The sequence below is a fragment of the Bacillus sp. UNC322MFChir4.1 genome, assembly GCF_000746135.1.
Lineage (GTDB): Bacteria > Bacillota > Bacilli > Bacillales > Bacillaceae_G > Bacillus_A.
On the sequence record NZ_JQKQ01000011.1, the window covers coordinates 133282 to 148548 of the forward strand.

12 protein-coding genes and 1 pseudogene are annotated in these 15267 nt (G+C 33.4%); 1 reads left to right on the forward strand and 12 read right to left on the reverse strand.

Annotation, left to right across the window (positions count from 1 at the left end):
• Positions 1-9: 9 nt before the first annotated feature.
• The 9 genes from BR72_RS04820 to tagU all read right to left on the reverse strand — a co-directional run bounded on the left by BR72_RS04820 (position 10) and on the right by tagU (position 11744).
• Complete coding sequence (locus BR72_RS04820) at positions 10-681, reverse strand: response regulator transcription factor (protein WP_035430583.1); 672 nt, start codon at positions 679-681, stop codon at positions 10-12.
• A gap of 440 nt (positions 682-1121) precedes the next feature.
• On the reverse strand, positions 1122-2771 hold the full coding sequence (gene tagH, locus BR72_RS04825; protein WP_035430584.1) for a teichoic acids export ABC transporter ATP-binding subunit TagH: 1650 nt from the start codon (positions 2769-2771) through the stop codon (positions 1122-1124).
• Between the two features lie 14 nt (positions 2772-2785).
• A complete protein-coding gene (locus BR72_RS04830) occupies positions 2786-3589 on the reverse strand; it encodes an ABC transporter permease (RefSeq protein WP_035430585.1) in 804 nt (267 codons plus the stop codon).
• Position 3590: 1 nt separating this feature from the next.
• Positions 3591-4790, reverse strand: a complete 1200-nt coding sequence (locus BR72_RS04835; protein ID WP_035430586.1) for a CDP-glycerol glycerophosphotransferase family protein — start codon at positions 4788-4790, stop codon at positions 3591-3593.
• Between the two features lie 60 nt (positions 4791-4850).
• The gene (locus tag BR72_RS04840) at positions 4851-5858 is read right to left on the reverse strand and encodes an NAD(P)H-dependent glycerol-3-phosphate dehydrogenase (RefSeq protein ID WP_035430587.1); all 1008 of its coding nucleotides are present in this window, start codon (positions 5856-5858) and stop codon (positions 4851-4853) included.
• Between the two features lie 98 nt (positions 5859-5956).
• A complete protein-coding gene (locus BR72_RS04845; RefSeq protein ID WP_081904786.1) occupies positions 5957-8464 on the reverse strand; it encodes a glycosyltransferase in 2508 nt (835 codons plus the stop codon).
• Positions 8465-8641: 177 nt separating this feature from the next.
• Complete coding sequence (locus BR72_RS04850) at positions 8642-9811, reverse strand: CDP-glycerol glycerophosphotransferase family protein (protein ID WP_035430588.1); 1170 nt, start codon at positions 9809-9811, stop codon at positions 8642-8644.
• Positions 9812-9817: 6 nt separating this feature from the next.
• The gene (gene tagD, locus BR72_RS04855; protein ID WP_035430589.1) at positions 9818-10213 is read right to left on the reverse strand and encodes a glycerol-3-phosphate cytidylyltransferase; all 396 of its coding nucleotides are present in this window, start codon (positions 10211-10213) and stop codon (positions 9818-9820) included.
• A 613-nt stretch (positions 10214-10826) separates the two neighbouring features.
• A complete protein-coding gene (gene tagU / locus BR72_RS04860) occupies positions 10827-11744 on the reverse strand; it encodes a polyisoprenyl-teichoic acid--peptidoglycan teichoic acid transferase TagU (protein WP_035430590.1) in 918 nt (305 codons plus the stop codon).
• A gap of 338 nt (positions 11745-12082) precedes the next feature.
• On the opposite strand from tagU, the gene BR72_RS04865 reads away from it, so the two are divergent.
• Positions 12083-13072 (forward strand): LCP family protein, encoded by a 990-nt coding sequence (locus BR72_RS04865; protein ID WP_035430591.1) that lies wholly within the window; start codon positions 12083-12085, stop codon positions 13070-13072.
• A gap of 195 nt (positions 13073-13267) precedes the next feature.
• On the opposite strand, the pseudogene BR72_RS25290 reads toward BR72_RS04865, so the two are convergent.
• The 3 genes and pseudogenes from BR72_RS25290 to fabZ form a co-directional block, all read right to left on the reverse strand.
• Positions 13268-13369: pseudogene (locus BR72_RS25290) on the reverse strand (WecB/TagA/CpsF family glycosyltransferase); the annotation flags it as partial.
• A gap of 7 nt (positions 13370-13376) precedes the next feature.
• Positions 13377-14258 (reverse strand): UTP--glucose-1-phosphate uridylyltransferase GalU, encoded by an 882-nt coding sequence (gene galU / locus BR72_RS04870; protein WP_035430681.1) that lies wholly within the window; start codon positions 14256-14258, stop codon positions 13377-13379.
• 338 nt (positions 14259-14596) lie between these two features.
• A complete protein-coding gene (gene fabZ, locus BR72_RS04875) occupies positions 14597-15031 on the reverse strand; it encodes a 3-hydroxyacyl-ACP dehydratase FabZ (protein ID WP_035430592.1) in 435 nt (144 codons plus the stop codon).
• Between the last annotated feature and the right edge of the window lie 236 nt (positions 15032-15267).

Sequence of the window (15267 nt, forward strand, 5' to 3'; positions counted from 1 at the left end):
CAATCACCTTTAACAATCTAACTTATAGCCAACGCCATAAATCGTTTTAATACTCTCTCCGCTGCTCCCAAGCTTCTTTCGCAGACGCTGCACCATAATATCAACCGCTCTCGTATTGCCGATATATTCAAAACCCCATACTTTCTCTAACAACTCATCTCTCATAAACACGCGCTGAGGATTCATCACAAACAACTGACACAAATTAAACTCACGATACGTCAAATGAATTTCTTGTCCACTCACATGTAGCTTTCGTTCCTTTGGGCAAATCACAAACTCGCTGGCTTGAATCACATCATGATGATAAATTGTTTCCTTCTTCTGCACACGCCGTGCCATATTTTTCACACGTAGAATCAACTCCGCATAATGAAAAGGCTTCGTCACATAATCATCAGCACCGAGCTGCAAACCAAGCAACTTATCATTCATCTGACTCTTCGCCGTTAACATTAACACCGGAATATCATGGTCCTTCTCCCGGAACAACCGAAGAAGTTCATAACCATCTATATCAGGAAGCATCACATCTAAAATCAATACATCGGGCTTCTCTTCCCATCTTTGCAGCGCTTCATTGCCATTCGCAGCTGTCAGTACTTCATATCCTTCCATCTCTAACTGCATCCGAATTAAATTACAAATGCTCGATTCATCATCGACTACGAGTATTTTCATGGAGTTCCCCCTTCCGAAGCTATATAAAAAACGACATAAAAACCTCCTTTTCTTTTTAAGGAGGGCGAGAGCATCCATTCTTGCATAGCATCCCACATGCCAAATTGAAAACAAAGCGAGCATCATTTTGTATTATAGTAACAACTTATTTGTGATTTATATAGTATAACAAACATCAGAAATAGTATAACAAAGATCAAAAATGAAAATAGAGGGAATTATCGACTATATATTGACGACAATTCCCTCTATTACATTCACTAATCATTCTGCTAAGCTATTATTATTTTGTAACAAAATAATTCGTCACATATTGCGCCCAAAGACCATGGGCTATCTCCTTTAGTAGGAATAACCTTTCTGTTTACCTTTTTCAGGCATAGTCTTTTTCATTGCATATGAGTTCTAATTTAAATAGATAAAACTTGATCCATTAGGCTTTATTTTAACATATCCAAAATTGCTATTTGGTTAATTACGGAACCGTCAGAAGAAAATTTAAAATCATATTTGTTTGATCGATACACTAACATTAAATTGTCTGTGCTTTTTAATTGCGCTTCGCCTAATTGTTCTATTAATGCCGATTGTAATATATTTGTATTCTTAATATTCACTTGTTTAACAATTAGTTGATCCGTACATATAATATCGACATTTTTATAATGAGTCATTATTCCTTCTGGCAATTTCTCTTCACTTTGAGAAGCCCCTATTATACTAGTTACATCCTCTTTACTTTTACCTAACAAAGCAAGATATTGCTCTAAATTTTGAGAAGTTCCATCTAATTTTTTGAGTTTGTTAACAACGCCTTCATACGGTAAAGCATTGCTAAAGGGAATTGCACTCACTACCGCTTCGCTAATCCAACCTTCTTGTCCATTACCATATCGTATCTTTAACCAATTTACTCCAGATTGGTCGTCTTTTTTCTGATCCTTCACTATAAACGATGTCCCAAATGTCATAGTGGTAGCTACTTCACCCTCTAATATTGGCGTACTTCTTACACGAGCTTTTGTAGTATTCACATATCGAACATCTAGATCAGCTAATGGATTTTTTGGCTTTGGAACACCTTTTTTTTCAATAGGTTTTTCTTCATGTTTCTCTTTCGCCTGTAAAGAATGAAATACGTTATTTTTTTTCCAATATACAGTTCCGCCAATAGCTATACATAGCGCTAAACTAATAAAACCAGCGACATATTTAGATATTTTCTTCTTTTTCTTCTTTCTTCTATTTGCTATGGATAAAGAATTAAAAGGAATAGAAGCTTCTTTAGTTTGTACGAAATCTTTTCCCGCCTGTTTCTCTGTTGCTTCCTTTTTAAACTTTTGCTGTTCTTCCTTACTCATTGCCTTATATTCTTTTAAAAAGCTTTCATACTTTGGCATCACTTCTTGAATAGGACCATAATCTTTAACTTCACCATATTCAAGCCACAAAGCCTTTGTGCAAAATGATTTGACTTGTCCTAAAGAATGGCTAACAAAAAATATCGTTTTACCTTGTTCTTTAAATTCATTCATACGTTTTAAACATTTATCAGCAAATGTTTGATCCCCAACTGATAAAGCTTCATCAATTACGAGCACATCCGGATTAATACTCACCGAAATGGCAAATCCTAACCTTGACTTCATCCCGCTAGAATATTTCTTTACTGGCATATCAATAAACTTGCCAATATCCGCAAAATCGATAATTTCAGGTTTCAATTTTTCAATTTTTGCTTTACTTAGCCCCATCATTAAACATTTAAGCTCAATATTTTCTCTACCTGATAATTGATTGTTAAGACCCGCCGCAATAGCAATGAGTGCTACTTTTCCTTTTATATCAACACTTCCAGCTGTTGGTGGAGTAATTCCGGCGATTAGGTTAGACATCGTTGATTTACCCGATCCATTTACTCCAATAATTCCAATCACATCACCTTTATGAGCCTCAAATTCTAAGTTTCTTAATGCATAAAAATCCTCACCGAACCCTCCAGGATATAAAATATCCTTCAACTTATCAGAGTTTTTACTATGCATCTTATACTTTTTTGTTACGTTACGAAACTTCACTGAACAATTCATTTTTACAACCCTCATCATAGATAATCTGCAAAGTGTTTTCTAAACTTTACATGTAATGTCGTACCAATTAGCAACATCAAGAAAACAAGTCCCCAAAAGTACATTCCATACTTTATATCCTCAAAAAACCAACCCGTACCTAAAAAGGCCTTTCTATAACCTTCTACAATATAACACAATGGATTTAATTGCATAATTTTTTGAAGACCAGCTGGTAATCTTTCAGGAGTCCACAAAATAGGTGTTAAATATAACAACATTCGCATAACAGATTGCACAATCATTTGTACATCTCTTACAATGGTAGCTAACGTTGATGTAATTAAGGACAGCGAAAATATAAATAAAATTGTCGCAAACATATAATAAATGAGTTGAATATAATGAATGGAAATTCCTTGACCAGTTACGATAAATAGAATGGTCACAATACCAACGAGTATTACATGTTGATAAAAATTAGACATAATAACATAGCTCGGAATCACACTCATTGGAAAATTCATCTTTGAAATCATATTCAATCTTGTATAAATAGATTTAGAGGCTTGTAGTATTGTTGGGTTTATAAAAAACCATACAACAAGCCCTGCAGATAGCCAATAAATAAACGGGACCCCATCTACCCCATGTCCGCCTCGAATTCCAAGCCCAAATACGAACCAATAAATACTCATTTGAATTAAAGGATTTAACACTTCCCAAACAATTCCTAAATAGTTGTTATTGTTCGCACTTTTCACTTCATAAACAGATAACCGCTGAATTAAATACAAGCTATTAATCTGTTCTTTTAAAACCATAATCATTGATTTCATCTTATTGTGCCTCTCCGAAGAATATTTTCTCTACTACTCGCTTAGAAGCAAAACCATCTTCTAAATAACAATAATTATTATAGAAGGTATTATATTTGTCTGCAAACTCACCTAAACCGTTCAATTCGAATTTTAATATTTCTGCTAGTACTCCTTCTGTATTTACAACAACGGGGCCAGGGACTTCTGTCTCTAAATCAAAATAGAGCCCCCTTAGTTTTTCACGATACGAATCAATATCATATGTATAAAAAATAATTGGCCGCTTCAAATTTGCATAGTCAAAAAAGACAGACGAATAATCTGTAATTAACAAATCAGATAATAAGTACAGTTCATTAATGTCTCGGTAATGAGAAAAGTCATATACAAACCCACTATACTGTTCTAAATCAAATTGTTCCGCCACTAAATAATGCATTCTCAACAAAATAATATAATCTGAGCCTAACGTTTCCTGTAAAAGACCTAAATCTAATTGTAAATCTAGCTTATAACGCCCTTTACTATAGAACTGATCATCTCGCCAAGTTGGTGCATATAAAATAATCTTTTTATCTACAGGTAATCCATTTTTTTTCTTTAATGCATGAATGGCCTTAGAGTTATTATTTACATATAAGAAATCGTTTCGAGGATATCCTGCCTCAACAACATCTTTTTGAAATTGGAAAGCCCTCTTAAATATCTTTGTAGAATAAGCATTAGGAGAAAGTAAGTAATCCCAGTTTTGTGCCTCGCGGTAAAAATTATGCTTATACTTTTCTGTTGTTGTACCTGGCATGTGAACCTCTTTCATATCACCGGCCAGCTTCTTAAGAGGTGTACCGTGCCATGTTTGCACATAAGTAGTGTGCTTTGGTTTTGGCAACCAAGTCGGCATCCTACTATTTGTTACCCAATACCGGGCGCGTGCTAGCAATATAAACCAACGAATTGAAAACCTTTTTACATATGGAATATTTGCTTCCTCAAACACCGCTATGCAGTCCTTTTTTACACTCCATACCATTTGAAAATCCATATTATTTTGCAGCATATATTCATACATGGCTCGTGGATTACAACTATATTGCTTTCCGGAAAAACTTTCGAATAGGATTAGATTTTTTTTCGGCGGTAAACAACTAAAGAACAGAAATATTGCCTTACATAAAATTTTTACGATACGATAATTTTTTATTTTTTTAATAAAGCTCATGTCGTTAATACACCTTCTAACTTAATCGCTTTTCTTCGCTTTACACTTCAATTTGATACATTAACGTGACACTTCACCTTTTCCTGTTCGCCCCATTAACGCATCTACTTGTTCTTTTGCATTTTTTCCATTAAATAAAACATTGTATATGGCACCCACAATTGGCATTTCAATATTCATCTTCTCAGCTAAATAGTACGCTGCCTCGGCTGTACGAACACCTTCTACTACCATTCCCATATTCTCTAATACCTCTTCTAAATCATGACCCTTTCCAAGTAAGTTTCCAGCGCGCCAATTTCGGCTATGAACACTAGTACAGGTCACAATTAAATCTCCAACACCTGTTAAGCCGGCAAAAGTAAGTGGATTTGCTCCCATCGCACACCCTAAACGTGTAATCTCAGTTAATCCCCGTGAAATTAATGCCGCTTTTGCATTATCCCCATAGCCAAGTCCATCTGAAATACCTGCTCCGAGGGCAATAATATTCTTTAATGCACCGCCTAATTCAACACCGATTACATCTCGATTTGTATATACACGAAAATTTGTATTCATGAATAAATTTTGTGTTTTCTCAGCAGCCTGTAGATGATATGACGCAGCAGTTACTGTAGTAGGATGACGAAGACCCACCTCTTCTGCATGACTTGGCCCCGAAAGAACAACAACACTTTCTAGCAATTCTTTCGGCATCTCTTCTTCAATCATTTCTGAAATACGTTTAAATGAGCCAGGTTCAATCCCTTTACTAGCGTGAATAATTGTAATTGGCTGTTTTACTATATCTTTTAATTGTTGCATTACACTACGAATTGCTTTCGTAGGAACAACTAATAGTACTGTATTTATTCCTTCCATTGCTTCACTCAGAGATTCATATCCTTTTATTATTTCAGGAAGCTGAATGCCAGGTAAATACGCTTCGTTCGTATGCCTTTCATTAATTTCTCGGATTTGTTCTGATTTATTCCCGAAAATTCTTACTTCATGCCCGTTATCTGCTAGAACCATAGATAATGCTGTTCCCCAACTTCCTGCACCGATGACTGTAATCTGGTTCAAAATAATCCCCCTTTTACCACCTTAACAACATTAAAAAGTTTATCATTTATACAAGAAGCTAAGTGATATAAATACAATTCACTTAGCTTCATTACATACTATTCTTGATTTTCGATTACGCACACTTCATTGTAAAACATTTCAAGCGCATGCTCATTATACTCCTTAAAATCAAACTCTTTAAAATGGAGCTTATTTAAGATGAAAAACTGCATTCCTATAACTAAGCCAACTACATTATTTTCGACTAATTCACCATAACCCTCTTCTAGGATACTTCTTGATCCTGCAATGTCAGTGGCAATAATAGGTTTATTCAATATTAATGCTTCTAATAACACCATTGGTTGTCCTTCGTGATTAGATGAAAGAATAAAGCAATCACATTGATTAATAAGCAAGAACGGATTCTTCATTTGACCAGTAAAGAAGACTTTGTCCTCTAATTTCTTTGCTCTTACTAAACTCGCTAGCTCATCTTTTAAAACTCCATCTCCAATAATATAAAGCCTCACGTTGTCATAGAGCTCAGCAACCTTTGAAAAGGCTTCTATAAGCTTCTTTTGGTCCTTTTCAGGGGATAATCTACCCATATTCACAAAGTTAATGTTCTCTTTCTTTGGCATCTCAATCCCTTGAATATCAAGTCTACCATTTACAGAAATGTTTTCTTTCAATAAATAATCTTGACCTTCATAATTATATATGTCGCCTTCTTCAATCTGTTTAAGCACCTTATTATAATCTATAGAATTATGAACATAAACACCTTGCTTTGGTGTGATATATTCTTTTAAATTCTTTCTATTTAAATTCCTTGTATGCTCTGCTACAGCTACTATTTTGTCAAATTCTTTATACAGTGGGAAAATAATATTCAAATTAGCTTTATGCTTAAATTTACCTTTAATTTTCTTAGAATATTCTGCCCACATATCATTATGTTGATAAATACTCTTCTTTTTAAAATCTCCGAATGCAAACAATAGTGCCCAAAATGGAACATATCCACTAAAATCAATTGCTATATCAAATTTTGCATTACCAAATAGTCTTGCAACTTCACGTTTATATAACTGTTTTGGTAAAACCTTCTGAGCTCGTTCATTCTTTAATCCCATCTTCATGAGATAATTATGTTGATAAGATTCTTTTAAAGTTGTATTCAAGCTACCTACTCGATAAAACTTTTTAACGTTTGAGTTAATTTGACTGAAATTATACCCTGAAACTTCATCATATTTTCCCTTATCAATGACTACTACATTATATTTTGAGTAATCTATATTGTTTAAAAGGTTAATAACCGATGTAGTAATTCCATTATTTAAGAATCCACCGCAGTACATCAAAATATTTTGCTTATTTTCAGTTGTCACTTTATATACATAATTTGTATGCTTTTCTTTAAAAATAATATCAATGGCTCTCATTGTGGCATTTCCATCATCATGATAACAATATTCTTTTAACATTTCTTTGTATTTAAAATCATAATCATTTCTTACAGTGTCAATATTTACAATACTATCAATAACATCATCTACTGTATAACATAACGGACCTGGCATATCCTCAAGGTTAACGTATAATCCTCGCTCCTCTTCATACGCTTCTTTATCATACGTTAAAAAGATAATTGGTTTTCCAGTTACCATATAATCAAAGAAAATACTAGAGTAATCTGTCACCAAAATATCTACTATTGACATTAATTCATTAGAATCTACCCAATCAGGTATACAAATCTCTCGTAAACTTTCATCATCTTTAATAAACTTGTATGTCAATGTATGAACCTTTAATAGTAATTGATAATCATCAGGCATTTTAGAATGCAGTTTTTTTACAATATTATCAATTTCATCCTTAATATTGTTTACCTGATTTACTCCGCCTCTCCAAGTTGGGGCATATAAAACAATTTTTTTCTTATCATCAATTTCTACAAATTGCTTTAAATACTCCCGTACTTCTTCTGGATTTGTTTGTAGGGTAAGATCAATTCGAGGGTATCCTTCGTCAACAATGTAACCATTATATATCCCTTCTAAATCATGGGAATCTACAATCGTATCGGCAGTAAACTTATTAGGATTTAATATATAGTCACAGTGCATAAAGTTTCTTTGAATATTCTTATGTTGGCCCAGTTCACCTTTCATATCTTTTCCTAATGTCTTAATAGGTGTTCCATGCCACGTATTCACATAAATTTGTCCTTCTTTTTTTTGAAAATAAGGTGGGAACGTAGTGTTATTAATTAAATATTTTGCCTTTGTTAAATACTCCAAGTATTCCTCACTATGAACTTTAACAAATTTAACATTTTTTCTATTTTCATAACGTTTTGCATAAAAGTTATTCGTATCATTTAAAGCCCAAACATGTTTATAATCTTTATACTCCGCATCATCAATAAGTTTCTTGAAAATCGCATACGGACTATCCGTCATACCTTTTCCATGGAAAGATTCATAAATGATAACTTTATCATCTATCACTAATTTTGTATAAAATTCAGTATATTTAAGACCTCGATTAAATCCTGGATCATTTAATTTCTTTTTAATCGGACCCATTAAAAAGTTCATACGGTTTTTCATTCTGTTCATTTGTTTCCTAATTTGCAATCCTAAAACTCCTCTTCAACATATTCATAAAGTATATTTGGAATGACTAACAACATCTTTTTTTTCTTTCGCATATATTGTAGTTCGTCACTAAAAACAATGCATGCATATTAAAATTTACATGATTCAAAATACCAAGGTAATAGGGATTCACTCCTCCCCTTTAAATACCATATTTACAAATCTCTCACTCGCATCGCCTTCCGAATACTGATTCCACTTCAAAGAAAACTTCGTTACGTCCTCTATGTTGAACCGTGCCTGTTTTAATACTTGAATTAAATCGTTCATATTATATACAATTGGTCCTGGAACACTAGATGCATAGTTACCAATGATTCCTCTTTTCTTTGCATATTTTTTTAAATCATATGCAAAAAAGATCATTGGTTTATTCAACAAACAAAACTCAAATGGGATGGAAGAATAATCTGTTATTAATACATCCGTTACTAAAAATAGATCATTAATATTAGAATAAGAAGAATAATCATATAGAAAACCTTCATACTTACCTTCATAATCACATTTATTTCTTATAGCTGGGTGCAGTTTTATTATGAGGACATATTCATGCCCAAATTCTCGATACATTGCATCAATATCTAGATGCAAACCGAAATCTTCCAACTCTTTATCTCTAAAAGTTGGGGCATACAAAATAACCTTCTTACCCTTTAAAGAAGGATTTATTGATAAAATATTGTTTTTAATCTCCCTCTTGCACTGTTCATAAAAAAACAGGTCCGTTCTCGGAATCCCTGTTTTTAATATCCTATCATCCGACAACCCGAAAGCTCCCTTATAGATATTAGCCAATGCATCAGAACCTACAACAATTTTGTGAAAATGATCGTAAACATCGAGAAATCGCTTTTGAGCTCTTGGGCTTCTTTTATAAAAGGCAGATGCTAACATGCCAAACTTTTTAATAGCACCTGCTGCATGCCAAAGTTGAATACATTGTACGCCTTTTTTAAACTTGATTCCTGCAAGAGACCCAAAATAGTTATCAACAATAACATACTGGGAAGTAGACAAGTGATAGGCTGATTGAATCATATGAAAGATATTCTTCGATTCAAATGTATAAGATTTCACATTTGAATAGCTATCCACTTTATATTTACATGTAGGTTTATATAAGAAAATGACTTCATAATCAATTTTTTGGCGTTTCATTTCATCATAAATAAAGATGTGGTTTTCACCATAAGACATAATAAAAGTAACTTTTCTTTGCATAGGAAATAGTTTCATCAAACTATGCAAAATTTTAAATATAATAAGGTATATATCTACTACTAATTCTCTAATCATCTATCTTTATCTAGCAACAAGCACTAGTTCCTTTTTTATTTTTGTAGTAGAAATCCCCGCTGTACGTGGTAAATATACAACTTCACAATAATCACTCAGAAAGTCAAATTCCCCTTCCCAATCATCGCCCATAACAAATACATCTACATCATGCTTCTTGACATCTTTTACCTTTTGTTCCCAATCCTGTTCTGGAATTACTTGATCCACATAACGAATTGCTTCTAAAATCATTTTACGATTTTCATAACTATGGTAAGATTTTTTATTTTTTAATTTATTAAACTCATCTGAAGATACCGCCACAATTAAGTAATCACCTAGGCTTTTTGCTCTTTTCAATAAGTTAATATGGCCCCAATGCAACAAATCAAACGTCCCGTATGTAATTACCTTCCTCAAAATTACGTCTCTCCCTTTCCTCTGAACATTTTTCCACAAATATTTATATAAAAATGCCTTTCTTGCCCCTGTAAATAATTGATTAACACAATTCAATTCTATTTATGTAACCAAAAATAATTTTACATAAACTTCATATAAAATCCATCTAAAATTAACAAAAATATTATATCATACTTTTTACTAAATAAAGTAAAATGCCGTCGTTTTTTGTCATATTTAAACTAAAGAAAATGTTTATATCTTTGATATACCAACAGTTTATTCCCTTTTTCAAACCCCAAAAATATAAAAAACGACATTTCCTTTACATTTTTTTACCGGCTTTGCATATAATAATTATCGCAATAAACCAAATAGTCATTTTTTTATCGTTAAGATATAACCTATCATTAATTATGCCCTAAAAAAATAGATAATACCTTTCTAACCATTATTTTACTAAGTTAATTAAATATCAGAATTAACCAGAAGATGTATTGCATGTATCACCTTCTTCGCAACTTTCTTATTTATGCGTTTTATCCCATTACTAACCTTGCATTACATAATATCAATATAAAACAATAAAAAAATAAATCCAACCATCGTAAGAGTAGTTGGGTTTGAAAGGTTATTTCTTCGGTAACTCAAGGTTTTCCCTTAGCTTATTAGAGATATCTTTGTGTGTTTGATCTGTTACAAAATAGTACCAAATACCATCTTCAGCCTTATGACCATCACCTGGAATTTGGATTTCTTCACTGTTTTTCATACAATCTTTATAATTCTTTTGAATATCAAACATTTGGTCTTGCGTTAAGCTTGTCTTTACATTCTTTTGAATCGCTTGTAATACATCACCGTAGTTCGCAAGTGAAGAAACATTTGCTCCTTTTTTAATTACCGCTTGAATCACTTGACGTTGACGCATTTGACGTCCAAAATCGCCGCGAGGATCTTCGTAGCGCATGCGAGCATATAAAAGAGCCTTATCACCATTTAAATGTAAATCTCCCTTTACAAAATGAACCCCTTCAATTGTAAAGTCCAAATCATTATAAACATCTACACCGCCAACCGCATCTACAATATCTTTAAAACCAACCATGTTTACTTCAATATAGTGATCAACAGGAATATCAAGGAAATTTTCAACTGTTTTCACAGTCATGTCAATTCCGCCAAATGCATAAGCATGATTAATTTTGTCCTTCTTACCTTTACCGATAATTTCTGTGTATGAATCACGTGGAATACTCGTAATTTTCATCGACTTTGTCTTTGGGTTTAACGTAAATAAAATTAAAGAATCCGAACGACTAGCCTCATCTTTTCGTTGGTCACTACCCATTAATAAAATCGAAATCGGCTTTTGATCTGCGACATCTATTTTTCGCTCTCGCTTTTCTGACTTCTCACGTTCTAATGGTTTATGAACTACTTCTAACGTATTTGATACATTAGAATAAATATGATACGCATAAGCCCCTCCAGCAACTAAGAGAAGACCTATAAGGCCCAGAATCCAAAATAAAATTTTCTTTTTCATCTTTTATGCCTTCTTCCCTTCCAATCAACAGAATGTTAACAATATTTATCATAACATGAAAAAAATTACATTTTTAAAATTATACGTAATAGAATCTCCCAGTAGTATTCCTTATTGTACACCTAACGGATTTTATTATTCCAAAAGAGTTTCTTCCCTTGCTGAATCCTTAATGTTTATATTTATTACATACAAAGAATCCCATTCTTCTCCACGTATATTACAAATTCAAAATACAAGAAAATGAAGTAGAAAAAAACTTATATTATATAGTAAAATTATTTAGCATGTATTCAACTAATTTATTTATAAATAAATAGAACACAGTGGAGGCTCCTATGAAAAAAAGAAAGAAAATATGGAAGATTATAGGGATCAGTTTTCTAGTAATAATTATCCTTGCTGTAGGCGGAGGCGTGTATGCCTACAAGCAACTGCAGCCTGAAAATCATTTCAAAAATGTTCCTGTAGTCAATGCCAATCCTAATTCTAATAAAAAGGCAGATCCAAGTCAGGACACAAAAATACAAAACGGTGTCTTTAACATTTTATTAATCGGTTCAGATGAGCGAAAAGGCCAAAAAATCGGTCACTCTGATTCTATGATGATTGTCCATATGGATCTAAATAAAAAAGAATATCACGCGATGAGTATTCCTCGTGATACACGCGTACACCTTGATGGCTACGGCTACACAAAATTGACGAGCGTACAATATATTAAGCAAGCAACAGAAGGTCAACAAAAGGGTGTAGAAGCCGCAATACAAGCCATTACCGAACTAACGGGGGTAAATATTAACTACTATGTAGAAACAAACTACCAAGGCTTACAAGGAATGGTCGATGCAATTGGTGGTATTGAAATGAATGTACCGTTTGATGTGAAACTTACACATCCTTGGTACCCAGAAAATAAAAATAAAGTAATAAACGCCGGCACACATTCAGTAGATGGCAAAATGGTAACAGAACTTGTACATGAACGCTACTCTCTTAAAAAAGGTGAATATGACCGCCAAAGGTTACAAGAGGAAGCATTAGTAGGGATTGCAAAGAAAACACTGCAACCTTCAAACATAACGAAACTACCAGATTTTGTTAAACAAATTCCAAACTTCTTAATCTCATCCAATATGACGACAACAGATATGCTAAGCTTGGGAATGGCTGTAAAAGACTTTAATCCTGCAAAACAATTGCAATATCATCAAATTAGCGGCGAATTTAAGTCCATGTATGATGATATTTTAAAGAATAATAACGATCAATTAATAATGGACAAGGAACAAATAAAGCAAGTTGTTTCACAGTACTTTACGAAGTAAATAGTAGAAAATATAAAGGACCACGATTTTGTATATCGTGGTCCTTTATATTTTTCTCTCTACTTGTTTGGTAACCCTTCTTATGTAAGGGATTTTAATTGCATAAGAATCTATTTGTTTCTTATCATATCTAATGTAGCCTTGTGTATCTTCCACTTTATATGTTTACTTATTAAATCTATATTCCCACATTCACTTAGGTTCTTGAGCAAACCTATAAAACCATTCTAATCCTAACTTTTGCATCCAAATCGATGCCCTTTTTGTCACACCGACCACTACATCAAAACTTCTACCTTACTTTTTATACATAAATATTTTCTTTCTGCACCAATTCATTTATATATTTCATCAACTCTTCTTTTAGCTCATCATGCTGAAGTGCCATTTCAATTGTCGTTTTAATAAAGCCAAATTTCTCTCCAACATCATAGCGTGTTCCTTCAAAGTCGTAAGCAAATACTCTTTGAATTTCATTTAAGCGTTGAATTGCATCCGTTAATTGAATTTCTCCGCCTGCACCTGTTTGCTGGTCTTCTAGGAACATGAAGATTTCTGGTGTTAATACGTAACGGCCCATAATTGCTAAGTTTGATGGCGCTGTTCCTTGTGCTGGTTTTTCTACAAATTTACGCACTTGGTAGCGGCGGCCATTTTGCGTAGTTGGGTCGATAATGCCGTAGCGATGTGTTTCGTTGTCTGGTACTGTTTGGACACCGATGACAGAAGCGCTTGTTGCTTCGCACTCATTGATTAGCTGACGTAAGCATGGTGTTTCTGCTTGTACAATGTCATCACCAAGTAATACCGCAAATGGTTCGTTGCCGATAAATTTACGAGCACACCATACTGCGTGTCCTAACCCCTTTGGTTCTTTTTGACGTATGTAATGTATGTTAATCTTTGAAGATTCTTGTACTTTTTCTAAAATTTCATATTTACCTTTTGATAGTAAATTTTCTTCTAGTTCAAAGGAATGATCGAAATGATCTTCAATTGCACGTTTTCCTTTTCCTGTTACGATAATGATGTCTTCAATGCCAGATTCAATTGCTTCTTCTACGATGTATTGAATTGTTGGTTTGTCGACAATTGGTAGCATTTCCTTTGGCATTGCTTTCGTTGCTGGTAAGAATCTTGTTCCCAGTCCAGCTGCTGGAATAATTGCTTTTTTTACTTGTTTCAACATAAATCCCCCTAACTTAACCATTCTCTATTTTATTTATCTATAATAATATTCAAATCATAAGACCCCTAAGCACAAAAAAACATAAGATTTTTATAAAAACCTTTATGCTATTGTCTCTCGTTGTACTTATTATTTTGCAACTAAAAAAAACCTAACTTAATATTACAAAATCCTATTAAATCTGACAATGTAATTCCATAAATTTTCCACAAAACACCGAGTAATGTTGTAATACATTTTTTTCTTTAGCGCTTGCTCTTTTTCCGTTTTTCCACTGTATCGTACCTTAGCATTGAATTGCAACAACTAAAAAAACCGTCATCATCATGACGGTTTTACTCTTTCTTATCTCCAAGCGCAAATGTAATTTCTGCTTCACATGCGACTTCACCATTTACAGTTGCAACTGCTTTTCCTTTGCCAATCGGGCCGCGTACACGTGTCATTTCTACTTCTAAACGAAGTTGATCACCTGGGCGTACTTGTCTTTTGAAACGGCAGTTGTCAATGCCCGCAAAGAAAGCAAGACGTCCGCGGTTTTCTTCTTTCTTTAAAACAGCAATTGCCCCAACTTGTGCTAATGCTTCTACAATAAGTACACCAGGCATTACTGCGTAATCAGGGAAGTGACCGTTAAAGTATTCTTCATTTGCAGAAACGTTTTTAATACCGACCGCACGTTTTCCTTCTTCTACTTCAAGAACTTGATCAACAAGTAGAAATGGATAGCGATGCGGAATAATTTCTTTAATTTGCTCTATATTTAACATCCTATCTCGCTCCTTTTTTAGATATTAGTCTTAGTACTAGGTTATATATATTATCCCACTTTGTTTATTATTTGTCATTACAAAAAAAACGAAGCAGACTTTTCTGCTTCGTGTTATTTCAAAAAAATGCACACACTCTTTCTTCTCTACAAGTTTTGGTATAACAAACATAAGTACAATTTACATGGAGGTAGAAAAAGCGTATGCCCAGTTTAGGGGAAGTCAATATACCAAAG

Coding starts and splice junctions, on each gene's coding strand:
- BR72_RS04820 (WP_035430583.1), bottom strand. CDS start 681: ATGAAAATACTCGTAGTCGATGATGAATCGAGCATTTGTAATTTAATT.
- tagH (WP_035430584.1), bottom strand. CDS start 2,771: ATGAATTGTTCAGTGAAGTTTCGTAACGTAACAAAAAAGTATAAGATG.
- BR72_RS04830 (WP_035430585.1), bottom strand. CDS start 3,589: ATGAAATCAATGATTATGGTTTTAAAAGAACAGATTAATAGCTTGTAT.
- BR72_RS04835 (WP_035430586.1), bottom strand. CDS start 4,790: ATGAGCTTTATTAAAAAAATAAAAAATTATCGTATCGTAAAAATTTTA.
- BR72_RS04845 (WP_081904786.1), bottom strand. CDS start 8,464: ATGAAAAACCGTATGAACTTTTTAATGGGTCCGATTAAAAAGAAATTA.
- BR72_RS04850 (WP_035430588.1), bottom strand. CDS start 9,811: ATGATTAGAGAATTAGTAGTAGATATATACCTTATTATATTTAAAATT.
- tagU (WP_035430590.1), bottom strand. CDS start 11,744: ATGAAAAAGAAAATTTTATTTTGGATTCTGGGCCTTATAGGTCTTCTC.
- BR72_RS04865 (WP_035430591.1), top strand. CDS start 12,083: ATGAAAAAAAGAAAGAAAATATGGAAGATTATAGGGATCAGTTTTCTA.
- fabZ (WP_035430592.1), bottom strand. CDS start 15,031: ATGTTAAATATAGAGCAAATTAAAGAAATTATTCCGCATCGCTATCCA.